Consider the following 26,769-nt stretch of genomic DNA (forward strand, 5'->3'; position numbering starts at 1 on the left):
TTCGACCTAACTCAGTCAAGGTCAGTGTCTTACATTCAATCAGTGCCTTAGAGGCCAGCATCAAGCTGTTTAATCGTTTTAGGTGAAGTTCTGGGCAGTATTGGTGTAAAGAATGTTGTAGGATATTGGCTTCGCGCATCTTGTTGTCCAAGTGTAGTTTTTAGCGAAACCATTTGATCATGCAACAAGATGCGCTTCCACTCTAATTTGATGATTTATTTGTAAATCATCAGGGGATTCTTCAGTACTCTGCCTGTGCCTGGGTTATACACTATTCCCTTAGCACCTACCGTTGTTAAATCAGGGGCAGGAGTGGGTACACCATTCGTTTGATTTAGCACCAGTGAAGCCACTTGGTGATAAACACATAAATCTAAACCTGCGACGACTGCGCCAGTAATTGAGTTAGCACTGCCGCCTGCGGCGTTAATAACACGAGCGGTATAACGTTGATTACGTGCATCTTGGTTAAATAATACGTTACGTGGAGCACTCTGCAACACAGTGTTAAACACTTCTTGGCAACTGGCATTTGTCATAGCTGTCGCACTGGTTACTGAAGTTCCCGTTGGATAGCCAAAACGTGTATCGACATTTACCGTGTTACCGTCGAGGATAACGCTGCTATTTTGACGCCCATCAACTTCCCACTGAGAACGCACAAAGCTCACTGCAGTCGATAAACCACCCGCAACACCGTCAACACTGGCATCTTCAGCATCATCGGTGACATTTAAGAATCGTGGGATCGCAGTTGCGGCGAGTAAACCCAAAATCACAATCACAATCACAAGTTCGATTAATGAGAACCCTGTTTGCTTAGTTTTCATATATATGTCCCCAGACCTCAGAAATTTTATTCTAACAGTTAAATCAATTTTAAAAAGCCATTGAGTTAACAATATTTTACGGAGCAGTCAAAAAAATGACCCTGCCAGAGTTCAGTTGATAGCCTAAACTATCGCCATTTTTAGACCGATAGTGGCAGCTATTATCCTTAGCCAAATAATCCGCCTCTAGACCTAAATTATCAGTTTCAGCGCCCATTAACTGTTGCCACAAATCTTGGCAACCTTGATCATTTAAGTGCTTAGGTTGTGGCCATCCTAAATCATTGATATCGACAACACTCGACTCAGTTTCTGGGGAGGGATTATCAAATACCTCCCAGTTCAACTGCAATTGCGCCGGCTTGCCCAAAGACAACCACTGGGAACGCACCATCACCAGCACATTTAAAAAACGGGCGTGTTCCACTTCCAATCCACGAGCCGCTATTTGCGGTAGCGTAAAAAAGTACTTAGCTCCGATCACCGCCATGATAACCAACACAATTCCAATGGCGATCATGCGTCCATAGATACGTAATAGATCGCTTTCAGCCTTTTGCTGAGTCTGCATTTAACCTCAGTCCCACGTATAAGATAGGAAATAAATATTATCCATATCGCTTACTTACCGCCTTTGACCACATTGAGCATATCCCACATTGGCAGGTATATCCCCAAGGCCAACACTAAGACAATCACGGCCACAAAACCGATCAAAATTGGCTCCAATTTCGCGGTGAGGTTCTTTAAATCATAGTCTACTTCGCCCTCATAGAAATCTGCCGCATCATTGAGTAATTGATCGATTTGCCCCGTTTCTTCACCCACAGCCACCATTTGCAGCACTAGTGGCGTAAATAACTTGCTCTGATTCGATACCCTCAGCATAGAGTCGCCAGACTCTATGCCACGGCGCATACCGACTATCTTGTCGTGCATGTAGGCATTATCTACCGCGTCGGCCACTAAACTTAAGGCCTGCGTCATCGGCACGCCCGCACTGAGCATCATAGAGAAACTGCGACAATAACGGGCTAACGTCGAACGCTCAATAATCGACCCTACGGCGGGAATGTGTAACTTCCACTTATCCCACTGCTTCTCACCTTTTTCCGTATGGTGCCAGTAACGAATGCCAATAATAGTGCCAATCAGCGCCACCAACATCAGCGCCCAATAATTCACGAATAGATTTGATGTGCCAATCAACACTTTTGTCGCCCACGGCAAGTCGGCGCCAAAGCGAGAAAACATCTCGGCAAACTTAGGGATCACCATGATATTGAGGATCACCATAGCGAGCGCAATCGCAATCAATACAAACATGGGATAACGCATGGCCGATTTAATTCGTCGCCGCGTCTCTTGCTCACGCTCGATATAACCTGAAAGTTGAATGAAGGCATCTTCTAACTTACCTGTGTTCTCCCCCACGTGCACCATAGAAACAAACAAAGAATCAAACACATCGGGATGTTGATTCATGGATGATGACAAGGGTCTCCCTGCGGTGAGCTGCTCAGAAATATCATTAAGCGCATCTTTCATTCGCTGGGAATGCGCCGTTTCAGATAAGCCTGCAATCGCCCGCAAAATAGGAATACCAGAACGGGTCAAGGAGTACATTTGTCGGGTAAAAATCTGTAATTCTTCTAACGCGACTTTCCCACCAAATAACTTAGTCAGTGAGAACGACTTAACTACTTTGGCGACTTTGACTTCAAGGGGGATAATGCCGCGCGCCAATAGCATGTCAGCAGCGGCACTTTCCGACGCGGCATCCAATTGTCCCGTAACGGATTGACCTTGACCACTGCGTCCACGGTATTGATAAATTGGCATAATTACGCCTCAACGCCTTGTTGGCTGATAATATCCTTCGACAAAGGTATCTGAGATTCACTCACGTCTTCCACCAACTTAGCGACCTCTTCAATCGTCGTCATGCCTTCGCTCAGATATTGCAAAGCTGACTCAGCGAGTGGGGTGAAGTTAGGGCTCTGCAACGCGGCACTGGCAAAATCCTGCGGATTACCAGTACGCATAGCATCGATCATCTTTTCATCTAGCTCGAGGATTTCAAAAATACCGATCCGCCCGCGATAACCACTGCCATTACAACTCTGGCAACCCGTGCCAATCCTAAAATTCGCATGGGTAAAATCTTTGCGGCTCACACTACTCAGCCAGGCTTTTTCCTGCGGTGTCGGTTGATACTCTACCCCACAGTTATGGCAGACACGGCGCACTAAACGCTGGGCAATAATCACCCTTAAGGCACTAGCAACTAAATAACTCGCAGCGCCCATATCGAGTAAACGCAGCGCACTGGTGACCGCATCGTTGGTATGCAAGGTCGATAGCACAAAGTGACCCGTTAATGCGCCCCTAAGACCAATCTCCACGGTTTCTTGGTCACGCATTTCCCCCACCATGATGATATCGGGGTCTTGACGTAAGGTAGTGCGTAATACATTTGAAAAGTTTAAGCCAATCTTATGGTTAACTTGTACTTGGTTGATCCGCGGCAATTGATATTCGACCGGATCTTCGACAGTGATGATCTTACGGTCGGCGGTATTAAGCTCGCTCAAAATACCGTACAAGGTGGTCGTTTTGCCGCTACCCGTTGGACCTGTGACCAGTAGCATGCCGTGGGGACGTTTAATCTGTTTACGAATACGCGCCAAAATAGCAGGCGGCATACCGGTTTCGTTTAAGGTCAATAAACCCGCCGATTGATCGAGCAAACGCATCACCACAGATTCGCCGTGGTAAATCGGCATAGTCGACATACGCACATCGATATGATGACCTTTGATTTCCATATGGAAACGACCATCCTGCGGCAAACGTTTTTCGGAAATATCGAGACCCGCCATCAACTTAAGTCGCAATACTAAAGCGGCAGCAATATTAACTTCATTCAGAATCGTTTCATGTAGCTGACCATCGATACGCTGGCGAATACGTAAGGCTTTATCACCGGGTTCGATATGAATATCCGAGGCGCGCATTTGCACCGCATCCTCAAAAATCGACTGCAGCAACTTAACCACTGTGGTTTCATTGTCACTATCGCCCGACGTGAGGCTGGCTAAATCGAACATCTCGTCGGCAGCGTATTCTTCTTCGAGTTTACCGGCAATCTGAGCAATTTGGTCTGTACGGCGATATAAGTTATCAAACGCTTGCAGCAGTTGCTGCTCGGGCGCTACCGCTAACTTCAAACGCTTAGGTGCGATAAGCATTTCGAGGTGATCGAGCGCCTGCAAATCCGCGGGGTCGCTCATTGCAACCAATACGCTATCGCCCCGGTCTTCAACCGCTAAAGCGCGGAAACGTCGTGCTTGCACCTCAGGAATAAGATGCACCACTTCCGCAGGGATAGGCATTTTACTGATATCCAGCAAAGGCACATTCAATTGTTGCGACAAGAACTGCAGTAACTGATGTTCGGTAATCGATTGCAAATCAATCAGAGTACGACCCAGTTTTTTGCCCGTATTGCGCTGCTCGGCCAACGCCTGTTGCAACTGCGCTTCAGTAATAATGGCTTCTTGAACTAACAGATCGCCCAAACGCATTTTTAATCTGGGTTTCATTGGCTATCTCCTAGCTGAGTCAAACGTTGTTCGATAAAGGCACTCGCCTGCGCCGATAAGCCTCTATGGCCTAAAGCAGTCCGATAGGCTTGGCGTGCTTGGGGAAATTGCTGCTGCGAATCGAGCGCATAGGCCAGCCCCATCCACCATTTAGCCTGTTGAGGTTCTTGTTGTAATAATTGTCTATAGGCTTGTTCTGACAACGAAAACTGTCCTAACTTTTGCGCCAAATCCGATTGTGCCATCCACTTTTGTCTCGCCAGTGGATGCGTGTCAGGTATGTTGGCTAACGTCACTAATGCGAGATCAGCCTGACCAGAGGCTTGCTGAACCCGAGCAAGCAATAAGGCAAAGTCTAACTGCTGTTGGAATAACAGCATGCCTTGCTGTAACACTTCACTGGCTTTGGCTAATTGACCTTGCCCATAATGCAGCGCAGCTAACTGCTTGCGCGCTTCATGCATACTGGGATCAAAGCCTAATGTTTGCTCATAATAACTAATGGCATCTTTGAGTTTGCCATCCCTTTCAGCCTCATTCGCTAAGGTGAACCGCTTCTGCGCCAGCTGCTTTGGGGTCAACTTCACCTCAGTAATCGCCATTTGCCCTTGCTGTTGGGGCGTGAGTCGATTAGTGCCAGCATCTGCTTTAACTTCTTGTACTTTAAGCTCATTGCTCGCGTTAAGTTCATTATCGGCGGCAACACTGGCACGTTCTGACATCATTAATGCAGAGGGTGCGGCAGCAGTGACCTCGGCGCTTCGCACACTCGATGTCACACGATTTGACTGTGAATGGCTTGGCTCGCTTGCCGTATCGACTAGGTCATCTGCGAGTGCTGAGCTCTCATCTTGTTGCCGTTGTGACTCTTGTTCAACCTCATTTTCTGATTCAAATTCTTGCAGCGGATTAAGTACAACGTCGTCGACAATGGGTTCAAGCTCTTCACTCTTAGTCGTAAACTCCTGCGTAGTCGCAACGTTAAGCGGTTCTTCGGCGACTTCGACGCTTGCTGGAGACTGCCTCGAAGTAATCTTGTCTATCTGCACAGGCTCGATTTGAGTCTTAGTCGATTCATTTTGCCCATTTGTTTGAGCCGAAATAATCGCTTCAGCAGGCTTTGCCATGAAAAGTTGCCAGCCATAAACCAGAGCGCCACCGAATAGCAATGACACACCACAGAGCAGCAGCCCGTTAAACGGAGCCCGCCTGCGAGCTAAATATTGCACCTGTGGCTGAGCCACGTTGCTGAGCTCATGCCCCTGCTGACGCTTGTCGAGATCCTGCAGCATCTTGTTGATCACGCTCATACAACACCCCTGAAAAAGTGTTGTAATCCCAAACCGAAAGCCACTGTCATCAAAGTGAAAAAAGGCAACCATTTCCACGATAATAATCGGCGAACACTTGCATCTTCGGTGTCTTGAATTGCGGCTTTAACGTGGGAGGTTTGCACACGAGTAGCGCCTTCGCCGAAACTCAATAACAAGGCTTTATGGGCAAGAATATTGATCAATCTGGGGATCCCTCGGGACGCATAAGCTATCTGACGTGTTTCCCGTGATGTAAAGAGTGGTTCGCCCGCACGCCCAGCGATAGCTAATCGGTGGCGAATATAAGCGTCGGTTTCATCCCATGTTAGTGGGCGAAGGTTGTAGCTAAAAGTAATCCGCTGTCTTAATTGCCTAAATTCTTGGCGTTTAAGCCTGTCATCGAGCTCGGGTTGCCCAAATAACACTACCTGTAATAATTTGCGTGTCTCGGTTTCCAGATTAGTGAATAACCGCAGCGCCTCAAGACTGTCGTCAGGCAATGCCTGCGCTTCATCGAGTACCAATACGATGGCGTGCCCGTGGGCGCTCAAGGCTAAAAGCTGCTGTTGAATAAGTCCAGTGAGTTGCTGCTGGTCGATATTGCTGGTGTATTTAAGGCCCAGCTCACTCGCTACCGCCCAGCGTAATTCAGTAGGAGTGAGATAAGGATTAGGCAAATATGCGCAATGAAACTGACTCGGCAATTCGTTGATAAGCTTGCGGCAAATCAACGTTTTGCCAGTCCCCACTTCCCCTGTCACCTTGATAAAGCCTTCGCCCGTTTGTAGCGCAGTTTGCAACACTTGCAAGGCTTCCACGTGTGGCGACAGGCCGAAAAAAAATCCGGTATTGGGTGTCAGTGAAAATGGAGGTTGGCTTAGGCCAAAATGCTTCTGATACATAGAAGCTTACTTTGTCTCCGGATACCAACGATCTAATAAGGTCTTAGAACGTTGCAGCTCAGTTTTCCAGGTATCAACGCCAACTACCGTAGGTTTTAACAGAATAATAAGCTCGGTTTTCTTCTTCTGCTTACTACGGTTTTTAAACAATTCACCGAGGAAAGGAATATCACCCAACAAAGGCACTTGCGATACCACTTCAATGTTTTCACTCTTCATCAAGCCACCGATGATGACTACGTCACCGGAGGCGGCGCGGATGACAGTATCAGACTCACGAATTTCACTCTGCGCTAAAGGTAGCTCCAACGAAGCGTCACTCACTTTGATGTCTTTAGTCTGCTCTTTCACATCGATAACGGATGGATGCACGTGCAATAACACATTGCCGTCACTATCAATTTGCGGCGTAACGTCTAAGGCAATGCCCGAGAAAAACGGCGTGAGCTCGACTTGTGGAGTGGTCACAGGCGTTGTGCCCGCTACTGTGGTCGATGAAACATCAGTGACAAAGTACTCATCAGTACCGACTTTGATCACCGCTTTTTGGTTATTCGATGCAGTCACCCTTGGGCTAGACAATACATCCACATCACCTTGGGTATCTAATAGGTTGATCATGGTCGTAAAGTCAGAACCTTTAATACTCAGCGAGGTCACACCACCAATCGCCGAGGTGATTTTATCGTTTAAACCAGGGCCCGCTGATGTTCCAAAATTCACATTCGTATTGCCAACATGTCCCAGCACATTATCCCATTGGATACCTTGCTGATAACCATCGGATAAGGTGACTTCGAGGATCTTCGCTTCTAAAATCACTTGGCGCTGCAAATGACTTTCTGCGGAATTTAAGAAAGTACGCACTTGGCGTAATTCACTAGGAAAAGCACGAATGGTCACTAAACCCGCCTGCGGCGTAACAACAACCTGACGACCGCCACCTGTTTCGCCGATTATCGAGGATAATGTCTCTTTCAAGTCCCCCCAAAAATCTGTCTTAGTACGCGAACGGATAAAAGTACCGTTGCTACTATCGCTACCGCCATTACTGCTCGAGTTATTGCCATTACTGCTGTTCGAATTATTGTTATTATTCGAGCCGCTATTGTTTGAATTGTTATTGTTCGAATTACTATTGGAATTATTGCTATCCGAAATCCGTCCTGAACTCACTGACGTCACAGATAAGCCATCGCGTTCCATATAGAGATAGTTCAGCGGAAACGTCTCGGTACGCATCCCAGCAGGAAACACTCTTAGGATGCGCCCTTCGCGACTCACTTCGTAGCCGTAGATATCTTCAACCACTTGAATTGCTTCAGTTAACGTCACACCTTTAAGGGATAATGAGATCGTACCTTGCACGTCAGGATGTACGGCGACACTCAGTGGTGTACCTTGGACTAAGCTTGGAAAAAATACTTTAGCATCAACATCGTGGGCTGATACATCGAAACGACGCTCAGTTTCCAATGTGGGGGTCAAACCTGATAGCAATGCGCCTGAATTCAATTCCCGCTGAACCGCGTCCGGCATAGTCGCAGGCGGTGGCGTCGTTGATGCCGTTGCCGTCGCCATTGAGGCCGCTAATTCCGCCTTACTCGCCTCCGGCTGTGGCCTATTTGTGGTCTGACACGCCACAAGGCAAAGTGAGAGCAGAGGTGTAAAGTATTTAATCGCTTTCATCTGAGGTGTATTCCCTATCTCTCTGTTATTGCTTGAAACAATGTCAATTTCCGTCCATCGGACAGCGATACATAAGTGGGGGTAATTTTAACGATACTCAGCCCATGAACGCTGTCGCCAACAGACAATATCTTGTTATTTATCACAGCATAAGCCGTGTTTCCTGAGCTTACTATGCTGTTAAGTACAAGCGCCTGATCCTGCGTTTGACTCGCATGACCCTGCACAGCAAAGCCTTTACCGGGCAAAGTCGGGTCGCGCAGCGATTCAGCAGACACCATAGGGCTACTAACCAATAACAACACACTGATAATATAAGACTTATTTAGAAACACTGATAAAGTCCTTATTAATACTCAAGGTATAAAGTTCAATCTCAACGGTCGCTTTTGGATATTCTGCGACTTTATAGTCGAGACGCTTCCAATAAAGTTTATCTGGCATGGCCTCAACGGCTTCAACAAAGCGCAACACAGAAAAATAATCGCCCTCTAAACTCAAGCGAATACCATGGCTATATAGATTGAGTTTTTTCTCTTCACCCACGGGTAACAATGGGATGGGCGCTATCGACATAAACTTAATTAATTTAATCCCTTGCACTTGTCCTAGTAAATTACCCAGCAACTGCGGCATATAGTCTGCCGGCACCATATCCACCATCTGCTCATCGAGCTGGGCATCTAGGGCTTGATTTTGTTGCTGCAACAACACTAAACGCTGTTGGTAATCTTGATTGGGATCTAACGCTAAACGTTGCTGATACAAGTCAACCTGCTGAGCCGAAATCGCGTTTTCCTGCTCTAAGGCTTTTAGCTGTTGTGAAACAGCCACATGGGTTTTCCACAGGGACTCTAAAGGTAAATAACTCAGCATTCCGACCACGGCCAGAATGGCGACTGAGATCAACACTCGCTCACGGCGACTTAGCGCATCAAACTGTTGTCCTAATTGGGCTAACTTTTGCTTCATTGCGCGGCTTCCTCCTTGTTATCGCTTTTCAAGGTAAAGGCCAAAGGTTTATCTTCACCGCGATCCATGCTCATCGACGAGAAAGCTTGCCCCTTTAAAGTCTGCGTAGTTTTGAGTTTGCCAATCCACTGCGGAATGCTTTGAGGATGGTCGGCAAAACCTTCGAACATAAAATCTTGCTCATTAATGACGATATGACTAAGCCAAACACTCGCATCCGACACGATGGCTAAATCTTTAAGAACTGGCGCAAACCCACGACTGGTTAAAGAAGTCCTAAGACTCAATTCTCCCATGAGTAATTGCTTAAGCTCTAACTGTTGTGCCGCTAAATCGACTCGCGCAACAAGATCGGCATCGGGTTTACGCGCAGCAATTTGTGCTTCTAATGCCTGTTTTTGGGTATCGAATTGCTGCTTTTGTTGGGCAGCCAACTGCTGGGCCTGTTGTAACTCACTGACTTGCCAGTAGCTATAACCACCTAAAACCGCAAATAAGATCGCAAAAACCAAGGCGTAAGCACTTAAACGCGCAAAGGTTAATCTTTGCTTCGGGGGCAATAATGAAGGAGTGTAAAGATTGACTCGGTATTTAATCACTCTGTACCTCGATAAAATTCAGCAAAGGCTAATCCCGCCATTCGCGCGCCAACACAGCTTTTATCAATGACATTCACAGCTTGATTGAAGTTTGCCGAGACTAACTTAGCTAAAGTATCCACGGCACCATCGGCGAGGAGTTCGATAGAAGATACCGGAGCCTGTCTCAATTGACTTTCAAAATAATCCATAGAACGCTGAATTTCTAAGCTTAAATTGTCTGCCATGCCATAACTTAACTCATCCGCTTGAGTCTTATCCAATTGAGTAAATCCGCGCACGCGACGCTGCATATACAGCTGACCTTGCTTAACCACAGTCAGTAGCAATTCTTGACCGGGATTATGGCTTACCACCAGACGCGCTTGGTTGTCATCATTAAATAGGTTAGTCACGGCTAACTCTTCGATACTAATACCGAAAAGTTGTAAATCTTGTTCATGAATGGCCTGCACCATGCTCACTAACTTAGCTTTATCCACCACCACAACGTTGATTTTATTACTCGGAATGGGTGACTCAAAGTAATCCAAATGGATTTGCGGTACAGGTAGCGTGACCATGTCTTTAATTGACCACAGCAAAGCTTGGGATAACTCGACAGTATCGACATTCGGTTTATCGGTCAGCAGTAATTGATAAAGGCCTGAAGCCAAAATCAGCTGTAACTGTGCATTAGGAAAGGATTTAGCCACAGCAGCAAACGCCAATGACCAGTGCTCATCTTTCAGCTCAAAGGGTAACCACTGCTCAGCATTCTCTTTTTGGGCAGGTGCGTACACCCATAATTTATCGGCGCAGACATAGACACCAAGGCTAGTCGGTTCTGTTCTCTTCTGCCAAAAGGCTAATCGACCTATAAGACTTTTTTCCATAAAGATGCCTATAACCAACTGAATTTAAAAGCTTGAGTAGTCTCTTTCGCACAAACTTCCTGTCACTCCACTCTCCAGTGCTCCTTGACCTATGACCTGCTCGATACAGAATAAAAACCGCAAACGTCATATTTTTGGCACTGGCTAGTTTAGCCGCAAATGCTCGTATTTTATAGATAAATACGTGAATAATAGGATCTATTTGTCTCTAAGACGACATTAATCACCCAAACACTGAACTTCCCTTACTTAGCCTCTATGGGTTCACTGAAATACATTCCTTGCGCTGCGCCAACACCGAGGATTTGCAGTGTCTGCCACTCTTCAAAGACTTCTACCCCTTCGGCGCAGACTTGTACTTCCGTTCGATATAAACCGCCAATCAAACTGCGGATAAATAATTGGTTTTCTGGTCGTAAATGAATATGACGCACGATGGATCTGTGTAACTTAATTAAATCAAAATGGCATTCGCGAATGTAATAAGTACCGACAACCTGCTGACCCACATGGTCGACACATAATCTCGCGCCCATTTTACGGATCATATCTAATTTAGGCTGCAACTTTTCTTGATGTTGAATAACGATATCTTCAGACACTTCGAAAATCAGTCGCGTGGTTAGATGGCGATATTCTAATAGCGTCGTTTTTAGCCATTGAGTGAAGGCTCGGCTCATTAGCGAATCCAAACTCAGATTAATACTGTATATCTGCGGCGCTGATTTCTTAACTGTTTGAGCATTCGATACGCCGTCTGCTAATTCATTCGACAATAATAACAATACCCGCTCAATAATTTGCCGTTCGACCTGTGGCATTAAGCCACATTTATTCGCCATAGGAATGAAGAGTGTGGCACGGATTAACGCCCCCTGATTATCCCTAGCCCGCGTAAATATCTCTTTATGGTGCTCATTACCATCTGAATCAATTATCGGCTGGCTAAAGGGGAAAAATCGCCTTTGCACTAATGCGTTTTCTAAAAAGCTTCGCCAACGCACTGAGCCTTTGGCAAATTCTTCATCAATCGCGCCTTTGTCATACATAAACCAATTACTATTCCCCTGTAATTGTGCCGCCCTCAAAGCCATATCGGCTTCTTCAATTAACTGAGCCGCATTATCGCCTGCGGTAAAATAAGCGCATCCGAGGTGGAAAAAGTTATCGCGATTCTCAACATCAGGCAAAGGCTGGCTTAGACATATCTTGAGTAATTTGCTGGCAAATTGATCCGCTTCAATTAAGGAGATTTGCGGCACGACTATGGCAAATTGATTATGGGAGCGACGGGCAAAAATACTATTAGCTTGAGTTTGCAGCAATTGACTTATCGCATTAACTGTCGAGTTTAATAGCTCTTTCGTCACTGCTTCACCTTGGGATTGCTGCAATAAATCCAGATCATCCATTTCTAATAAATAGATTACCCCGTGGGCAAGCATAGCCTGATTATGACTAAGGGCGTCGAGACGATTATTCAAAAAGAGTCGGTTACCAATGCGCGTTTCCGCATCAAGAAAGGTATTAGAACGGATGAATTTGTCAAAACGCCCCCGCTCCTTTTGTGCGTCTTGTAACTCTTCTAACAACTTAGTCAAAGCACGGTTAATCAGTCTTGGTCTACCATTTCCGGGGGTAGCGAGTGCTTGCTCATGCTTACCTTGCAGAATCAATCGACTGCGTAAGGCTAATTCTTCAATGCCATCGAGCTGCTGTGAAAACCATAAATAACCAAAACGCACTAAGGCAGCCACGGCTAAGATACCGACCAACAAAATCAGAATTTCATACCAACTGAAAGTGTAATGTTCAAAGGGCTGAGTCAAGGTTAACTGCATACGCAAACCAGATGTCGGCTCTAGCACATGGTCATACACCATCGCATTTTGCGTAGAAAGGTTGCCTTCATAGGCAAATAATACTTCATCTTTCAAGGTCAACCGAAAGTTAACGGCATTATAAGCAAGCAACATAGGCGGTAGCCAAGCCTCTAGTTCCCAATCCGGTTGGTGTTGGAACTGATCGACTAACATAGTTTCGAGTTCAGCGACTTTTTGCTGCTGAAATTTATAGGTCAGCTGCACGAAACTCATCATAGCGCTCAGCAAAAATACGAAGGCGATAGCGGCTAATGACATTAACCAAAAGCTGGTTAATTTTGTAGTTAACATTCGGGTGAATTTCATCTATCCGCTATCCTGCAGGATTATTATAATTATTTGTGCGATTTTAACAGAAGCTCAACAAAAGTTGTCCGTTGATTATTCAGTAGCATAACCTAAAAGGCAACTAAGACGCTGTGACTTTAATGTCCACTTAAAAACAAAAAAGAGGCTAATTAGCCTCTTTTTAATGTTTTTACCACTTTTAGCCTAGTCGGCGTATTTAGGTAAAGTGGTGATCGCAGCCACACCAGAGTCGATAGCCGCTTGTGCAACCGCACGGGCAACATTAGGCAATAAACGTGGATCCATAGGTTTTGGCAGCACATATTCAGGGCCAAAACTCAGCGACTTCACATTAGGGTAAGCCTTCAATACACTCGCAGGCACTGACTCTTTTGCCAGTGATGCAATTGCATGAACTGCCGCAATTTTCATCTCATCATTAATGCAAGACGCACGCACATCCAATGCACCACGGAAAATAAACGGGAAACACAATACGTTATTCACTTGGTTTGGATAGTCGCTACGACCCGTACCCATGATCAAATCACTACGTGTTGCATGAGCAAGTGCAGGTTTGATTTCAGGGTCTGGGTTAGAACACGCAAAAATCACTGGCTTATCGGCCATCAGCGCGACTTCTTCTGCACCAATGACGTCAGGACCTGATAGACCTAAAAATACGTCTGCGCCTTTAATGACATCAAGAAGCGTGCGTTTCTCGGTATCATTCGCAAAGAGTGCTTTATATTCATTAAGATCTGTACGACCAGAATGAATAACACCTTTAGTATCTAGCATGTAAATATTGGCACGATTCGCACCGCATTTTACCAGCATAGTCATACAAGCGATGGCAGCTGCACCTGCGCCCATACACACAAAAGTCGCGTCGCTTATCAACTTGCCTTGAATTTCCAGCGCATTGATCATACCCGCCGCGGTCACGATTGCGGTGCCGTGTTGATCGTCATGGAATACCGGCACTTTACAACGAGCAATCAATTCACGTTCGATAACAAAGCATTCGGGCGCTTTAATATCTTCAAGATTGATACCACCAAAAGTGTCAGCAATCGCAGCAACAGTATTGATAAATTCCTCAGGCGTATTATGCGTAATCTCAATATCTGTCGAATCGATATTCGCAAAATGCTTGAACAATAATGCTTTACCTTCCATTACAGGTTTAGAAGCCAAAGGGCCCAAATTCCCTAAACCTAAGATAGCCGTACCATTGGTAATCACGGCAACCGTATTACCTTTATTGGTATAACGATACGCATTGTCAGGATCTGCAGCGATTTCGCGTACTGGCTCAGCCACACCAGGGCTATAAGCTAGGGCGAGATCGTGACTCGTTTCGGCGGGTTTGGTAAGGCAAACTGCGGTTTTACCTGGTATGGGAAATTCATGATAATCGAGTGCTTGTTGACGAATATCTGACATTTTAAAATCCTGAAATGCGACATTTATAATTTATGAGAGTAAGACCTACCAACACACATCTAGTCTCACCAAAGGGTGATGTTAATAGTCTGGCTGGTCGGGGTAAGATACGCCAATAAGGGGAATTTATAAATAAGAGATTCATAAATTTCACTTTAGCCGCCAAATAGACCCTCTAAGCTTAGTTTTATAAACTTATCTCCTATAATAAAGCTGCATTTCTTAATATGTTTTGTAGGAAACAAACATATATTTTGTAGTTACTGCGCTAGTTGTAGCGACTTAATCTCAAAAATGTTGGTTAAATTACAATATATGGCAACTAGCATATTTATCTTATAGTTAATTGCTATAAATAAGTCGAATTATACACTTGAACTCTCAATACTGAATAAGTTGACGATTTATTGAGTGAAGTCGTACCAGCTAGATATGTAGAATAAGCGGAATAAAGAAAATTGACGAATAACAAAAAGCAAAAAGGCGCCATAGGCGCCTTTTCTAGAAACAATGCAATCGCAATTATTTCTTTGCAAGCACTGCGAAGCGCTTGTTGAATTTGTCGATACGACCGCCGGTATCAACAACTTTTTGTGTACCAGTGTAGAATGGGTGACAAGCACCACATACGTCTAAATGCAGATCTTTACCAGCAGTAGAGTTTACTTTGATAACGTTACCACAAGTACAGTTTGCAGTGATGATAGCGTATGTTGGGTGGATACCTGGTTTCATTGGGGTTACCTCAAAAGTGTAAGGCCATGTCGCTCTTCCAACCCGTAGTCGGACACCACATGCATGTTAATAACAATATGTTTAGGGCGCAGAATGGTACAGCATACCTACAAGGGATACAAGTAGATTATCTGAGCGTTTGCCGGTTAATCCGTGTCTATTTTGACTTTAGTTAAGCGGCTTATTTTCCCGCTTCTTTAGCCTCAAATACCGCCCGCGCCTCTTTAGCATCAGAATGCTGATCCAAAATCATTTTCGAAGGACAAGATAGCACCGCATTGCTCTTGAGTGCATTGATTCTATTCTTCGAGAAAGCCACAGGATTTGCCTCATAAATCGCCAACATAGCGCCATATACACTCACATCCCAATCCTTGGCATATCGATTAGCGATACGCCACAACGTCTCGCCAGCAAGATACGTTAACTGGCAATGTTCGGGCGTCTGTGAGGCCGTTTCAGCAATATTCTGTTTTTGCTCATTATTTGCCGTTTTCACTATTTCTGGAACCACAGTTTCAGTTGCAGCGTTTTCAACAGCCCCTTTTTCAACAGCAATCGTCTCAGAGGTTTTAGCGAAGGCGTTTATCTCAGTAGCCGACGTATTTTGTTTGTTCGCGGCTTCAGGAAATCTAAAGCCAGTCACCACTTCTACCGTTGGCACTTTGGATTGGGTATTTGCAGCAGTAGCAACAGTCACTGCGGGCGTTACCTCTACAAGTGGCTTTGATTCTGCCACTACTTTTACAGGCTTAATGCCCACTTTATCCGCACTTTTGGGGGTGCCCGCTGTGGTGGTATTTTTAGTGTCCGAAACCGCTTTTGTCGTTAACGCGGCAGAGGCCGGTTTAGCCGCGCCGAATAAATTGATACTTTTGACGTCGTACCATCGGTCAAGGCGATACTCTCTCACTAAGAGCTTAGCGCTGCTATCCTTCACATCTTCAACGCCAGTGAGTAAAACTAAAAAGCGATTAATCTCCTCAACCATTAACCTTTCTTCGCCGCTAGCTTGCTGCACAACAAACTCTAAGCGCGACATATCTTGATTGTCTGCGATCACATTAACCCTGAGTTTAGGATAAGCGCCTAATTCAAACATCCGGCTATTAATACTCACATGGGAGACTTGAGCCATGCTAGGTGCGCTGCACACCAAAGCAAGTAGACCTAATGATTTCACTATATTAGCCATTTATTTACTCTCAACTATCCTTGGTAAACCATCATTAGGGCTAGCCCTAGCCAGCCGCGCTGAGTACACTAAACCACATTCTTGTCTAAGACTTGCCTGCATATGTCATTGTTTGTCGAAGTTGCGTTACCTGTGCCTATGCGGCAAACCTTTAGCTACCGCGTACCCGAATCCTATCCTAGTACACCGCAAATAGGTGTGCGCGTTAAAGTTCCCTTCGGTCGTCAACAATTGATCGGGTTAGTCACAGGTATCACTGAGTCTTGCAGCTTAGCCCCAAAGCAAATTAAGTCTGTGCTCGAGTTTATCGACGATAAACCTTTACTGCCTGAATCACTTTATAAATTAACTCTTTGGGCTGCGAGATACTATTTTTGCAGCCAAGGGCAGATGCTAACCCAAGCCTTACCTGTGGCTCTGCGTAAAGGGCTCGATGCCGCGCCACAAAAAATCCAATTCTGGCAATTAACTGAAATAGGCCAAAATATTGCGCCCGAAGCGGTTAAACGCGCACCCGCACAGAAAAAACTACTCGAGTTACTCAAAACCGCCAGCTTAACCCAAGAAGAGGTTATCAGCTTAGACATCAGTAAAGCGGCGCTTAAAGCCCTAGAAGATAAAGGCTGGGTGGCACGCCATGAAAAAATTGCCGAGCTTAACCTCGACTGGCGCACCACACTCGAAATGGACGAAACGCCACATAAACTCAATAAAGAACAAGCCGTCGCCGTTGCCACTTTAAATCTGCAACAAGGATATCACTGTACTTTATTAGAAGGCATTACCGGTTCGGGTAAAACGGAAGTCTATCTTGCTGTACTCGAAGAAATCCTCAAGCAAGGCAAACAAGCGTTAATTTTAGTGCCTGAAATCGGCTTAACACCCCAGACAATCAACCGCTTTAAGCGCCGTTTCAAAGTCAATGTTGCCATTTTGCATTCAGGGTTAACCGACAATCAGAGACTCGAAGCATGGCGCCAAGCCCGCTGTGGTCAGGCTGCAATCATTATCGGCACCCGCTCAGCATTGTTCACACCTATGGCGTATCCCGGCATCATCATACTCGATGAAGAACACGACAGTAGTTTCAAACAACAGGAAGGCGTTGGTTATCATGCCCGCGACTTGGCAGTCATGCGTGGCCATTTAGAAGCGATTCCGGTGATTTTGGGCACAGCGACGCCCTCACTCGAAAGTCTACAAAATGCCTTAAGCGGCCGTTACCATCATTTACAATTGGGTGAACGCGCAGGTGCGGCTAAAAAAGTGCGCCAAGGCATTATCGACATTAAAAATATGCCGCTGAAAGCCGGTATGTCAGTGCCGTTACTGAACGAAATCCGCCTGCATTTAGACGCAGGCAACCAAGTCTTGTTGTTTCTCAATCGCCGCGGCTTCGCACCAGCCCTGCTTTGCCACGAGTGTGGGCACTTACACGAATGCGACCGCTGCGACGCGTTTTTCACAGTACATCAATCCCTTGGCGAAATTTGCTGTCACCATTGTGGCAATCAATACGCTATCCCTAAGCAGTGTCACAAATGTGGCAGCACTATGTTGATGGGCCAAGGCATAGGCACAGAACAGCTCGCCGAAGCGCTGCAGCAAGAGTTTCCGAAACATCCCGTGGTGCGCATCGACCGTGATACGACCCGCCTTAAAGGTTCATTAGAAACCCACTTAAATGCGATTCATAAGGGGGAATATAAAATCCTCGTCGGCACGCAAATGCTGGCTAAAGGCCATCACTTCCCTGATGTCACGCTTGTTGGGTTACTCGATGTCGATGGCGCCTTATTTAGTGCCGACTTCCGCGCACCTGAGCGTTTTGGGCAACTCTATACCCAAGTTGCAGGTCGTGCAGGGCGCGCCAGTAAACCCGGCACGGTATTATTGCAAACTCACCAGAGCGACAATCCCATTTTGCGGGATTTGCTGCACCGCGGTTATGGCGAGTTTGCTCGCAGCCAGCTCAAAGAACGTCAACAAGCACTGCTGCCGCCAGCATGGCACATGGTGTTGGTGCGCGCCGAAGCGCATTTAGCCAGTGATGCCGATAACTTTCTCAACGCCTTTGCCGCGCTTTTGCCGCAAGATAAAGAATTTGAGGTGATTGGTCCTATGCCAGCGCCCTTAGATAAAAAAGCCGGCAAGTTCCGCCGCCAACTCTTATTCCAAGCTAAAAACCGCAATCGCTTGCAACAAGAGTTTGAACGTATTCATCCGCTTGTAGAACAACTTATCGAAGCTAAACGCTGCCGATGGAGCTTAGACAGAGATCCACAGGATCTCCTTTGAGTCGAGTATTTGATAAGTATTTAAGCGCCATTTGATAAAAAATCATCGGGAAGATAGCAATTGTTAACCACAAACGGCTAAAATATGCGGTTATTCCCTGTATTCACTCTTAAAGTTAGTGCCGATTAGAACCCATGAAATCACATATCCAATCATTACTTGAACAAACTCTAGAATCCTTTAAACAACAAGGTATTGTGCCTGCTGACTTTGAAGCACGCATTCAGGTAGATCGAACCAAGGATAAGAGTCATGGCGACTTGGCAACCAACTTAGCCATGATGCTGACTAAGGTCGCGGGCAAGAATCCACGCGAATTAGCCCAACTGATCATCGACACCTTACCGGCTTCGGCTTATGTGGCTAAGGTTGAGATCGCAGGTCCTGGCTTTATCAACTTTTTTATCAACGACAGCGCCTTAGCTGATCAACTGCAAAATGCCGTCAACGATGAGCATTTAGGTATCAAGTTACCGACACCGCAAACCGTTGTTGTTGATTACTCTTCACCCAACCTCGCCAAAGAAATGCACGTAGGTCACCTACGTTCAACCATCATTGGTGACAGTGTGGTGCGTGCGCTAGAATTTTTAGGCCACAAGGTCATTCGTCAAAACCATGTCGGCGACTGGGGCACACAATTTGGTATGTTGCTGGCCTACATGGAAGAGCTACGCGCCAAAAATGGTGAGAAAGCGCAACTTGAACTGTCTGATTTAGAAAACTTTTACCGCGCTGCCAAACTGCGCTTCGACGAATCGGCCGAGTTTGCGACCCGCGCTCGTCAATTAGTGGTTGAGTTGCAATCTGGCGATGAATACTGCAACAAACTGTGGCGCGAATTTAACGACATTTCGTTGAGCCACTGCCATGAAGTTTACGCCCGTTTAGGTGTAAGCCTAACCCGCGCCGACGTGCACGGTGAAAGTGCCTATAACGCCGATCTCGAGCAAGTAGTTAAAGATTTAGATGCCCAAGGTTTATTAACCGAAAGCAACGGCGCCAAAGTTGTGTTCCAAGAAGCCTTCCGCAATAAAGAAGGTGAGCCACTGCCAGTGATCATCCAAAAGGCCGATGGCGGCTATTTGTATGCCACCTCAGATCTTGCGGCAATGCGCTACCGCTCGAACGTGTTAAAGGCCGATCGCGTCCTGTATTTTGTTGACCTACGTCAGGCACTGCATTTTCAACAAGTCTTTAGCCTAGCGAAACTGGCTAAGTTTGTCCGTGAAGATATGTCGTTAGAACACTTAGGTTTTGGCACTATGAACGGCGAAGATGGCCGTCCATTCAAAACCCGTAGCGGCGGTGTCGTTAAGTTAGTTGACCTGTTAGAAGAAGCCAATGTGCGCGCGCTAGAACTCGTTCGTAGCAAAAATCCTGATATGGATGAGGCCACGCTGACTGAAATTGCCCGTGTCGTTGGGATCAGCGCCGTTAAATATGCTGACTTGTCGAAAAACCGCACCAGCGATTACATTTTCAGCTTTGAACAAATGCTCAGCTTCGAAGGCAATACCGCACCTTACCTGCTGTACGCTTACACCCGTGTTGCGGGCATATTCAAGCGAGTAACCGATCTGGATCTCAGCCAAGCGAAAATCGTGCTTGAGCATGAAAAAGAGAAAGATCTCGGTAATAAGTTGGCGCAGTTCGGTGAGATCCTCAATCGTGTTGTCGATAAAGGTCAGCCGCACGTACTGTGTGCTTATTTATACGAATTAGCGGGTGCTTTCTCTAGCTTTTACGAAGCTTGTCCAGTGCTTGCCGCCGATAATGACGCGCAAAAGAACAGCCGTTTATTACTCGCGCAACTGACGGCTCGTACGTTACAAAAAGGCCTAAATCTACTCGGTATTGAAACCTTAGAGCGGATGTAAGCCATGAGTAATCGCGATTATGCCAATAGAAGGCCGCAGTCGGGCGCTAAACCGCGCCCAATCCGCGCGACTCGCCCAACTCGAGCAAAGCCTTCACAATCTAAATCGGCGCCGCGTAAGAAGCTGCCGCTGACCTTGATAGGCTTTGTCATACTCGCTGTGGGTTGTTTCGTCTATTTCCTGTCAAGCATTAAAGATAATGCTAAGCAAGAAGTGAAGCCGATACCCGCTCCAGCCAAGAAAACGGAAGTACAAGTTAAGCCTCAAGAGACAGCAGTGCTTACTCCTAAGGTCAAAGAACCTGAACGCCAAGCGGTCGTTATCCCAGTAGAGACAACTGAAACTGCTGAGCTTATTGTTCCGCCAAAGAAAGATCCAAATGCTCTGCCACCACAACCAAAGGAAGAATGGACCTATCTCAACGAGCTTGAAAATAAGCATGTTGAGGTCGATATTCCCGATATTGTTGCGAGCAGAACACCGATGCAATATCAGTTGCAGTGTGCTTCTTTCCGCCAAGAATCACAGGCGAACGAGATGAAAGCCGTCATCGCTTTCCAAGGTTTAGAGGCGCAAGTGAGACAAGTCGAAGGTACGACTGGCGTATGGTACAAGGTTGCTTTAGGCCCCTTCGAGCGTAAACGTGATGCAGAGCGTAAACGTCATACACTGCAAAAAGCGGGAATTAATGGTTGCCAGATTCTGGCGATTCCTAAATAAGGCTTTAGCCTACTTCTGATAGACTATTAAGAATAAATAGCGGCCAGCGTTTTATCGCTCGTCGCTATTTTTTTGTCCGTATAACATGACTCACGCATTGACTCTGCCCGCCCATAAAAACTCAGTTTTAAACAACAACTCATTTCAAATTTGCTGATCTACTAAATTTATAACCCATTATTTGTAAACAACAAAATCCTTTATTAAGAAAGATTAATATGCAGTTTAATTGACCTAGATCAAACTTAGGCGTATCTCTTAATTAACAGCAAGACCGCTGTATCTGTGTCAAATCCAACCTCAGGGTGAAGTATTATGAATGCATTAATCGAGATAGAGGCCACCGAATTCAGCCAACTGTTCAAGAGTGGCGACATGCTGGGAATTAGGATGTTTATGGAACATGTGCGCATGCCGCTGGATGTTCAAGACAAGATTTATGACGAAATTTCTGCGCTTCAGCAATTAGAACAAAACCAAATTGCCAAGCTCATTGAAACCCACGCCCATTCCCAAATTCATGAACGCCTAGCTTATTAGCCTTCCATTCAATGAAAAATTTAACTATGCCCAACTGCAGCTTCTGGCGGTTCATTCAACAGAAGCTGTCTAACCCACCCACTCTCCATCACACAGAATCAAATTTCAGCCAAAAAATAAGGCCAAACACCTGAGTATTTGACCTTAATGAACTAGCTAGTTTCAGATTTTAACCACAGCCTTAGCTCGGTTTTTCTTCCGTTAAGCCTATGCTATTCATCCAGTAATCGAAATCCACCATATTACCCGGCAATACGACTCGACTATTCTTCTGGCTTAAGCCATCGAGCTGTTTAAAGTATTGCTCACCGAGTTGCATCCGCAGGGCATTGTGACCACCCGGCGCGGCAATAACAGAGGCGAGACGTTCAATCGATTCTGCCGTTGCGCGGGAAATGGTTAAAATTTCCTCAGCCTTACCTTCGGCTTCGTTAATCCGGCGCTGCATCTCACCTTCAGAACGGTTTACCGTTTCAGCTTTAACCCCTTCAGAACGGTTAATTTTACTCTGTTTGTCACCTTCACTCTTAGCCAATAATGCACGGCGCTCACGCTCGGCATTTACTTGCATTTCCATGGCATTTTTAACGGTTTCAGGTGGTGTGATATTTTTTATTTCATAACGATGCACACGTATTCCCCACATGGCACCCGCTTGATCTAAGACTTGCACTACCTTGGCTGAAATCACATCACGCTCTTCAAACGTACGATCAAGATCAAGTGTCCCTATGACAGAGCGCGTCGTCGTTTGCGCCAACTGAATTGCTGCATAACGATAATCAGTAATACCATAGCTGGCCTTCACTGGATCAGTCACAGAGATATAAATCACCCCATCCACTTCAACGTTTACTTCGTCGCTCGAGAAACATTCCTGCGGTGGTACGTCAATGGTTTCTTCTTTCAAATCATGAATAAAAGCCACTTTATCCACAAAGGGGATCAAGGTATGGAACCCTGCATCTAACGTACTGTGATACTTACCTAAACGCTCAACAATAAAAGCCGATTTAGTGGGTACTAGGCGGATCGATTGAAATAGTTTAATCACAAAAATGGCAAATATCAGGCCCCAAATCGCCATCACAATCAAATCTGTATCTACTGGAATATTCATTATCGCGCTCCTTTGCCAAGATTATTCTGGCCACTCATAGTCTGAGTGACTTGCTCCATGCCTTCGAAGAAACCTTCAAGTTTTGCCATTTCAGCGGGAACAACAGAGACTTGTGCATCATTGAGGATCTTGCCAACTTGAGCAATAAACTGTTCTTTTAATAGCATATTCATCGCATCTGTACCGCCATTGACGGCTAATGCTTGCGAGATCATTGCCATACCTTCGGATTTTGCTTTCGCTATGATAGCGATCTCCTGACCTGTACCTTTAGCTTCATTAATCCGTTTCTGTTTTTGACCTTCTGACAGGTTAATGGCCTCTTGGCGCTCACCTTCAGACATATTGATCATCGCGGCTTTTTCGGCATTCGCTAAGGTAATTTCGGCACGTTTACGACGCTCAGCTTCCATCTGCTTCTCAAGAGTGTGGATCACATGGCGTGAAGGCGTGATATTACGAATTTCATAGCGCAATACCTTGATTCCCCATGGCTCGGAAGCCTTATCTATTTCCCGCACGATTGATTCATTTAAGCTATCACGCTCAGAGAAAGTCTCACTCAAACTCAGCTTACCGATTTCAGATCGCATAGTGGTCTGGGCTAAATTCACCGCTGCTTTACGGTAGTTTTCAATACCATAACTCGCCAATTTGCCATCCATCACTTTGAGGTAGACCAAGCCGTCCACTTCAAGTTGAGTGTTATCTTTGGAGATACAACTCTGTGGCGGCACATCTAATACTTGCTCACGGGTATCGTGACGGTAGGAGACGCGATCGAAAAAAGGGATCAAAAAATGAAATCCAGGGCTTAATACTGCGCGGAATTTGCCAAGACGCTCAATGACATGCACTTCACGCATCGGCACAATTAACATCAACTTATAAAGAATAAAAAAGATAAATAAAATGACTAAGGTAAATACAAACATAGATTCCATCCTTTAGTTTTTGGAAGCTTCTATTGAAATAGGCTCAACGACTAGAGCGATATTTTCACGACAAATAATTCTGACTTCGGTACCCGCCTCGATAATGCTGCCATCGCCAAGCGCTGGCCATTCACTACCTTGAAACTCCACCCGCCCAGGTGTTTGCCCAGGACCTATGGTCTGCTTTACGCGAACAATTTGATTGTATAGTTCGATTGCTTCATCCGTGTTATCAACATGGGAATCACCACCAACGAGCCTCTGAGTGACTTGTCTGAAAACCAATAACAACACAATGGCAGAGATAAACCACAGGGTCATGCTCTGCACGACACCTTCGACCAGTCCTATGCCTAACGCACTTGCCACGACTAAACAAGCCGCACCCAGCAACACTATGATGCCACCTGGAACCACTATTTCGGCGAGCATTAACACTAAACCAATCACTGCCCACACTAAAATCGGATTTGAAAACTCCATATTTCCCCCTGAAATGAGAGTGTCCTTTACTGCACTATAACAGCAGAGTTTCGGATAATCGACATAATATGTCAAAATTTACCCTGTCAAAACGCACACTCAATCACCTATGACTTAATCCTCATTCTCCCATATCCGCCCACGAAAGCCGTCAGGTTGTTTTAAAATTAAGCATAATCAATTCAAAAAGATAGCAAGCCCCCAATCCACAAGCGGCGCAATAACAATAAAAAACATTAAAAATCAATTATCTAAAAATAAAATTCCTCACTAATGATTATGTGATTTTGACAACAACATTCGATAAAAACTTTGAATAAATGTAAATTTTTGCATATATTGCCCCCACTTTTGAGCAAGTCCTTTGACGTACACTCGCGCTAGGTTTGAACTTACCCATCAAACCATGCCATAGGTCAGAGAGCGGATTGAGTAAGACACGAATTAACTTCGACCTATACAACAGGAAATAACAATGAAAAAAACATGCCTATGCCTAGCACTAATGCTTTCTCCTCAAGCATTTGCGGGTGACTTAGTACAGTGGTGGGATTTCAGTGCAACAGCCCTCTATGGCGAAGACTACGATTTAGCGCCATCGGACAAACAAGCCACTATCACCTTGGAAACGGCTGGCGGCTGGAAATACGGTGATTGGTTTGCCTTCCAAGATTTTATCTATTTCAAAGGTAACGACACGGGCATGGAAAGCACTACCTATGGTGAAATTTCGCCACGTTTTAGTGCCAGTAAAATTCTTGGCGAAAAAATAGCCTTTGGCCCAGTAACAGACTTGTCTCTAGCGTTAACCTATGAAGAAGGTGAAGGCCCAGTCCACAGCCTACTTTACGGTTTAGGGGTTGACGTAGCAGTACCATACTTTACTTATCTTAACTTTAATACCTATCGCCGCGATGGTATGAGCACTGGTAACAATAGTGACGGCTGGCAGTTCACTCCTGTATTTCGTATCGATATCCCTGTTGGATCTGCCAACATAGTACTCGATGGCTTTATCGACTGGGTATTTGCCACCGACGATAACGGCTACGAGGAAAACTTCCATTTCAACCCACAGCTAAAATACGATCTCGGTAAGAGTCTGTTCGGGGATCATCAAGCCAATAAATTATTGGTGGGTATCGAATACGATCTGTGGACCAATAAATACGGTGTGAAAGGCGTCGATCAAGACACTTACTCTGTGATTGCTCAATACCATTTCTAATCGGTACCGGCATAGTTTTAAAGCAACAAAAAAGGTGCCATTGGCACCTTTTCTATTCTGAGCACTCACTTTGCAGGGGAGTATTGCTTAGCTTACTAAAAATTAAGCTAACAATTTTTTCGCTGCTGCAACCACGATAGAAACCGCACTCACTTCAGTTTTCTTCATTGTGGCTTCATTAGGAATTTCTTGTTGGGTGCGGTTTACAATCACACCTGCAACGCAGGCTGCACGCCAACCTTGAGTAGCACACATAGTGAACAAAGTGGAAGATTCCATCTCATAGTTCAGTACGCCCATATCTTGCCATTCTTTCATAGAACCCGCGAAACGACGCGTTACACGGCCAGTGACAGTGTCATAACGCTCTTGGCCTGGGTAGAAAGTATCAGAAGAAGCCGTTACGCCAATGTGTGGCTCTACGCCTGCATCGCGACACGCTGCAACCATAGCAGTGGTACATTCAAAGTTTGCAACCGCAGGGAACTCCATAGGTGCAAAGTGCAAGCTCGCGCCATCTAAACGCACTGAAGCTTGAGTCACAATCACATCGCCCACATTCACATGGGGTTGAATTGCACCTGTAGTACCAACGCGCAGGAAGGTATTCACACCTAACTGTGCAAGTTCTTCTACTGCGATAGAAGTCGATGGACCACCGATACCGGTTGAACACACGACTACTGGCTTGCCATCGGCATAAGCTAAATAGCTTGTATACTCGCGGTGGCTAGCAAGAAACGTCGCATTGTCCATTAGTTCGGCAATACGTTTTACACGCTCTGGATCACCAGGAACGATTGCTAAGGTTGCACCATCGAGCATCGCTTTGGTCAAACCTAAATGAAATACATCAGCCATTGTGAAAACCCCTTTCATTTTTGATAATTAAATTCTTATAAAATCGACTTTAACCTAGTATCGAAGCGGTGAAGGTTAACTTGATCACAGAATTATCGGCAAGAAGTAATTGTTTAGTCGTAATGAAATTACCAACTACACCAGCATCTGCTCACAAGATAGCAAATTTGCCCATATTTCGAATGTCAGTCTGATTTATACCAAACAAAGTGTGAACCAGATCCTGAACTCATGCCAGAGGCTGTGGCAACAAATACCTAAGATACTGATTTAAAATATATTAAAATAAATCATCCATTAGTATTAATCTAAGTGACCGCTAAAAGTGATCTAAGTCACGTTTAACGACTTGGTATAAGGTTAGGGTTA

Annotated in this window: 24 protein-coding genes and 1 pseudogene; 5 read left to right on the plus strand and 20 right to left on the minus strand. The window is 45.5% G+C overall.

Features of this window, described 5'->3' with window-relative positions; translation table 11 throughout:
* The 16 genes and pseudogenes from L5M18_RS08520 to L5M18_RS08595 form a co-directional block, all read right to left on the minus strand.
* A pseudogene (locus L5M18_RS08520) lies at nucleotides 1–139 on the minus strand (IS4 family transposase); the annotation flags it as partial.
* Nucleotides 140–215: 76 nt separating this feature from the next.
* Complete coding sequence (locus L5M18_RS08525; protein ID WP_263196568.1) at nucleotides 216–830, minus strand: prepilin-type N-terminal cleavage/methylation domain-containing protein; 615 nt, start codon at nucleotides 828–830, stop codon at nucleotides 216–218.
* A 76-nt stretch (nucleotides 831–906) separates the two neighbouring features.
* Nucleotides 907–1,401 (minus strand): MSHA biogenesis protein MshF, encoded by a 495-nt coding sequence (locus L5M18_RS08530; RefSeq protein WP_263148047.1) that lies wholly within the window; start codon nucleotides 1,399–1,401, stop codon nucleotides 907–909.
* A 50-nt stretch (nucleotides 1,402–1,451) separates the two neighbouring features.
* The gene (locus tag L5M18_RS08535; protein ID WP_011847942.1) at nucleotides 1,452–2,672 is read right to left on the minus strand and encodes a type II secretion system F family protein; all 1,221 of its coding nucleotides are present in this window, start codon (nucleotides 2,670–2,672) and stop codon (nucleotides 1,452–1,454) included.
* 2 nt (nucleotides 2,673–2,674) lie between these two features.
* Entirely contained in the window at nucleotides 2,675–4,435 is a 1,761-nt protein-coding gene (locus tag L5M18_RS08540; RefSeq protein ID WP_263196570.1) for a GspE/PulE family protein, read from the minus strand.
* Nucleotides 4,432–5,745, minus strand: a complete 1,314-nt coding sequence (locus L5M18_RS08545; RefSeq protein ID WP_263196571.1) for a tetratricopeptide repeat protein — start codon at nucleotides 5,743–5,745, stop codon at nucleotides 4,432–4,434. The genes L5M18_RS08540 and L5M18_RS08545 overlap by 4 nt, the downstream gene beginning before the upstream one ends.
* Complete coding sequence (locus L5M18_RS08550; RefSeq protein WP_212600517.1) at nucleotides 5,742–6,650, minus strand: ExeA family protein; 909 nt, start codon at nucleotides 6,648–6,650, stop codon at nucleotides 5,742–5,744. The genes L5M18_RS08545 and L5M18_RS08550 overlap by 4 nt, the downstream gene beginning before the upstream one ends.
* A gap of 6 nt (nucleotides 6,651–6,656) precedes the next feature.
* Nucleotides 6,657–8,339, minus strand: a complete 1,683-nt coding sequence (mshL, locus tag L5M18_RS08555) for a pilus (MSHA type) biogenesis protein MshL (RefSeq protein ID WP_198573054.1) — start codon at nucleotides 8,337–8,339, stop codon at nucleotides 6,657–6,659.
* Nucleotides 8,340–8,353: 14 nt separating this feature from the next.
* Complete coding sequence (locus L5M18_RS08560) at nucleotides 8,354–8,674, minus strand: MSHA biogenesis protein MshK (RefSeq protein ID WP_263196574.1); 321 nt, start codon at nucleotides 8,672–8,674, stop codon at nucleotides 8,354–8,356.
* Nucleotides 8,661–9,311, minus strand: a complete 651-nt coding sequence (locus L5M18_RS08565; protein WP_198573053.1) for an MSHA biogenesis protein MshJ — start codon at nucleotides 9,309–9,311, stop codon at nucleotides 8,661–8,663. The genes L5M18_RS08560 and L5M18_RS08565 overlap by 14 nt, the downstream gene beginning before the upstream one ends.
* Nucleotides 9,308–9,910 carry a fimbrial assembly protein gene (locus L5M18_RS08570; RefSeq protein WP_263196575.1) on the minus strand — a complete coding sequence of 201 codons (603 nt, stop codon included), beginning with the start codon at nucleotides 9,908–9,910 and terminating at the stop codon, nucleotides 9,308–9,310. Before L5M18_RS08570 ends, L5M18_RS08565 begins: the two co-directional genes overlap by 4 nt.
* The gene (locus L5M18_RS08575) at nucleotides 9,907–10,785 is read right to left on the minus strand and encodes an MSHA biogenesis protein MshI (protein ID WP_105251268.1); all 879 of its coding nucleotides are present in this window, start codon (nucleotides 10,783–10,785) and stop codon (nucleotides 9,907–9,909) included. The genes L5M18_RS08570 and L5M18_RS08575 overlap by 4 nt, the downstream gene beginning before the upstream one ends.
* A gap of 245 nt (nucleotides 10,786–11,030) precedes the next feature.
* The gene (csrD, locus tag L5M18_RS08580) at nucleotides 11,031–12,974 is read right to left on the minus strand and encodes an RNase E specificity factor CsrD (protein ID WP_263196576.1); all 1,944 of its coding nucleotides are present in this window, start codon (nucleotides 12,972–12,974) and stop codon (nucleotides 11,031–11,033) included.
* 186 nt (nucleotides 12,975–13,160) lie between these two features.
* Nucleotides 13,161–14,405: a malic enzyme-like NAD(P)-binding protein gene (locus L5M18_RS08585; protein WP_263196578.1), complete on the minus strand. Its 1,245-nt coding sequence runs from the start codon at nucleotides 14,403–14,405 to the stop codon at nucleotides 13,161–13,163.
* Nucleotides 14,406–14,927: 522 nt separating this feature from the next.
* Nucleotides 14,928–15,140 (minus strand): 50S ribosomal protein L31, encoded by a 213-nt coding sequence (gene rpmE, locus L5M18_RS08590; protein ID WP_063883331.1) that lies wholly within the window; start codon nucleotides 15,138–15,140, stop codon nucleotides 14,928–14,930.
* Between the two features lie 181 nt (nucleotides 15,141–15,321).
* Nucleotides 15,322–16,335, minus strand: a complete 1,014-nt coding sequence (locus tag L5M18_RS08595) for a FimV/HubP family polar landmark protein (RefSeq protein WP_263196580.1) — start codon at nucleotides 16,333–16,335, stop codon at nucleotides 15,322–15,324.
* Between the two features lie 102 nt (nucleotides 16,336–16,437).
* Between L5M18_RS08595 and priA the strand changes: the two genes are divergently transcribed.
* From priA to L5M18_RS08615, 4 genes are all read left to right on the plus strand, one after another.
* Entirely contained in the window at nucleotides 16,438–18,633 is a 2,196-nt protein-coding gene (gene priA, locus L5M18_RS08600; protein WP_113940093.1) for a primosomal protein N', read from the plus strand.
* Between the two features lie 134 nt (nucleotides 18,634–18,767).
* On the plus strand, nucleotides 18,768–20,513 hold the full coding sequence (gene argS / locus L5M18_RS08605) for an arginine--tRNA ligase (RefSeq protein ID WP_263196582.1): 1,746 nt from the start codon (nucleotides 18,768–18,770) through the stop codon (nucleotides 20,511–20,513).
* A 3-nt stretch (nucleotides 20,514–20,516) separates the two neighbouring features.
* Nucleotides 20,517–21,233 (plus strand): SPOR domain-containing protein, encoded by a 717-nt coding sequence (locus tag L5M18_RS08610; RefSeq protein ID WP_168825699.1) that lies wholly within the window; start codon nucleotides 20,517–20,519, stop codon nucleotides 21,231–21,233.
* Between the two features lie 315 nt (nucleotides 21,234–21,548).
* Nucleotides 21,549–21,773 carry a hypothetical protein gene (locus L5M18_RS08615; RefSeq protein ID WP_006083282.1) on the plus strand — a complete coding sequence of 75 codons (225 nt, stop codon included), beginning with the start codon at nucleotides 21,549–21,551 and terminating at the stop codon, nucleotides 21,771–21,773.
* A 181-nt stretch (nucleotides 21,774–21,954) separates the two neighbouring features.
* Here L5M18_RS08615 and L5M18_RS08620 read toward each other — a convergent pair whose 3' ends face one another.
* The 3 genes from L5M18_RS08620 to L5M18_RS08630 are packed head-to-tail and all read right to left on the minus strand — an operon-like array spanning nucleotide 21,955 to nucleotide 24,311.
* Nucleotides 21,955–22,893: an SPFH domain-containing protein gene (locus L5M18_RS08620; protein WP_181800857.1), complete on the minus strand. Its 939-nt coding sequence runs from the start codon at nucleotides 22,891–22,893 to the stop codon at nucleotides 21,955–21,957.
* On the minus strand, nucleotides 22,893–23,828 hold the full coding sequence (locus tag L5M18_RS08625; RefSeq protein WP_105251260.1) for an SPFH domain-containing protein: 936 nt from the start codon (nucleotides 23,826–23,828) through the stop codon (nucleotides 22,893–22,895). Before L5M18_RS08625 ends, L5M18_RS08620 begins: the two co-directional genes overlap by 1 nt.
* 12 nt (nucleotides 23,829–23,840) lie before the next feature.
* Nucleotides 23,841–24,311, minus strand: a complete 471-nt coding sequence (locus tag L5M18_RS08630; protein WP_263196584.1) for an NfeD family protein — start codon at nucleotides 24,309–24,311, stop codon at nucleotides 23,841–23,843.
* A 475-nt stretch (nucleotides 24,312–24,786) separates the two neighbouring features.
* On the opposite strand from L5M18_RS08630, the gene L5M18_RS08635 reads away from it, so the two are divergent.
* Entirely contained in the window at nucleotides 24,787–25,539 is a 753-nt protein-coding gene (locus tag L5M18_RS08635; protein ID WP_263148021.1) for an outer membrane protein OmpK, read from the plus strand.
* A 102-nt stretch (nucleotides 25,540–25,641) separates the two neighbouring features.
* Here the strand turns inward: L5M18_RS08635 and udp are convergent, their stop codons facing one another.
* Nucleotides 25,642–26,400, minus strand: a complete 759-nt coding sequence (gene udp / locus L5M18_RS08640) for a uridine phosphorylase (RefSeq protein ID WP_317629892.1) — start codon at nucleotides 26,398–26,400, stop codon at nucleotides 25,642–25,644.
* Nucleotides 26,401–26,769: the final 369 nt, after the last annotated feature.

It is taken from the genome of Shewanella sp. SM20, from assembly GCF_025654545.1.
GTDB lineage: Bacteria > Pseudomonadota > Gammaproteobacteria > Enterobacterales > Shewanellaceae > Shewanella > Shewanella oncorhynchi.

Excerpts from the sequence above, each read along its gene's own strand:
- L5M18_RS08525 (WP_263196568.1), bottom strand. The coding sequence starts at position 830 with ATGAAAACTAAGCAAACAGGGTTCTCATTAATCGAACTTGTGATTGTG.
- L5M18_RS08530 (WP_263148047.1), bottom strand. The coding sequence starts at position 1,401 with ATGCAGACTCAGCAAAAGGCTGAAAGCGATCTATTACGTATCTATGGA.
- L5M18_RS08535 (WP_011847942.1), bottom strand. The coding sequence starts at position 2,672 with ATGCCAATTTATCAATACCGTGGACGCAGTGGTCAAGGTCAATCCGTT.
- L5M18_RS08540 (WP_263196570.1), bottom strand. The coding sequence starts at position 4,435 with ATGAAACCCAGATTAAAAATGCGTTTGGGCGATCTGTTAGTTCAAGAA.
- L5M18_RS08545 (WP_263196571.1), bottom strand. The coding sequence starts at position 5,745 with ATGAGCGTGATCAACAAGATGCTGCAGGATCTCGACAAGCGTCAGCAG.
- L5M18_RS08550 (WP_212600517.1), bottom strand. The coding sequence starts at position 6,650 with ATGTATCAGAAGCATTTTGGCCTAAGCCAACCTCCATTTTCACTGACA.
- mshL (WP_198573054.1), bottom strand. The coding sequence starts at position 8,339 with ATGAAAGCGATTAAATACTTTACACCTCTGCTCTCACTTTGCCTTGTG.
- L5M18_RS08565 (WP_198573053.1), bottom strand. The coding sequence starts at position 9,311 with ATGAAGCAAAAGTTAGCCCAATTAGGACAACAGTTTGATGCGCTAAGT.
- L5M18_RS08575 (WP_105251268.1), bottom strand. The coding sequence starts at position 10,785 with ATGGAAAAAAGTCTTATAGGTCGATTAGCCTTTTGGCAGAAGAGAACA.
- csrD (WP_263196576.1), bottom strand. The coding sequence starts at position 12,974 with ATGAAATTCACCCGAATGTTAACTACAAAATTAACCAGCTTTTGGTTA.
- L5M18_RS08585 (WP_263196578.1), bottom strand. The coding sequence starts at position 14,405 with ATGTCAGATATTCGTCAACAAGCACTCGATTATCATGAATTTCCCATA.
- rpmE (WP_063883331.1), bottom strand. The coding sequence starts at position 15,140 with ATGAAACCAGGTATCCACCCAACATACGCTATCATCACTGCAAACTGT.
- L5M18_RS08595 (WP_263196580.1), bottom strand. The coding sequence starts at position 16,335 with ATGGCTAATATAGTGAAATCATTAGGTCTACTTGCTTTGGTGTGCAGC.
- priA (WP_113940093.1), top strand. The coding sequence starts at position 16,438 with ATGTCATTGTTTGTCGAAGTTGCGTTACCTGTGCCTATGCGGCAAACC.
- argS (WP_263196582.1), top strand. The coding sequence starts at position 18,768 with ATGAAATCACATATCCAATCATTACTTGAACAAACTCTAGAATCCTTT.
- L5M18_RS08610 (WP_168825699.1), top strand. The coding sequence starts at position 20,517 with ATGAGTAATCGCGATTATGCCAATAGAAGGCCGCAGTCGGGCGCTAAA.
- L5M18_RS08615 (WP_006083282.1), top strand. The coding sequence starts at position 21,549 with ATGAATGCATTAATCGAGATAGAGGCCACCGAATTCAGCCAACTGTTC.
- L5M18_RS08620 (WP_181800857.1), bottom strand. The coding sequence starts at position 22,893 with ATGAATATTCCAGTAGATACAGATTTGATTGTGATGGCGATTTGGGGC.
- L5M18_RS08625 (WP_105251260.1), bottom strand. The coding sequence starts at position 23,828 with ATGTTTGTATTTACCTTAGTCATTTTATTTATCTTTTTTATTCTTTAT.
- L5M18_RS08630 (WP_263196584.1), bottom strand. The coding sequence starts at position 24,311 with ATGGAGTTTTCAAATCCGATTTTAGTGTGGGCAGTGATTGGTTTAGTG.
- L5M18_RS08635 (WP_263148021.1), top strand. The coding sequence starts at position 24,787 with ATGAAAAAAACATGCCTATGCCTAGCACTAATGCTTTCTCCTCAAGCA.
- udp (WP_317629892.1), bottom strand. The coding sequence starts at position 26,400 with ATGGCTGATGTATTTCATTTAGGTTTGACCAAAGCGATGCTCGATGGT.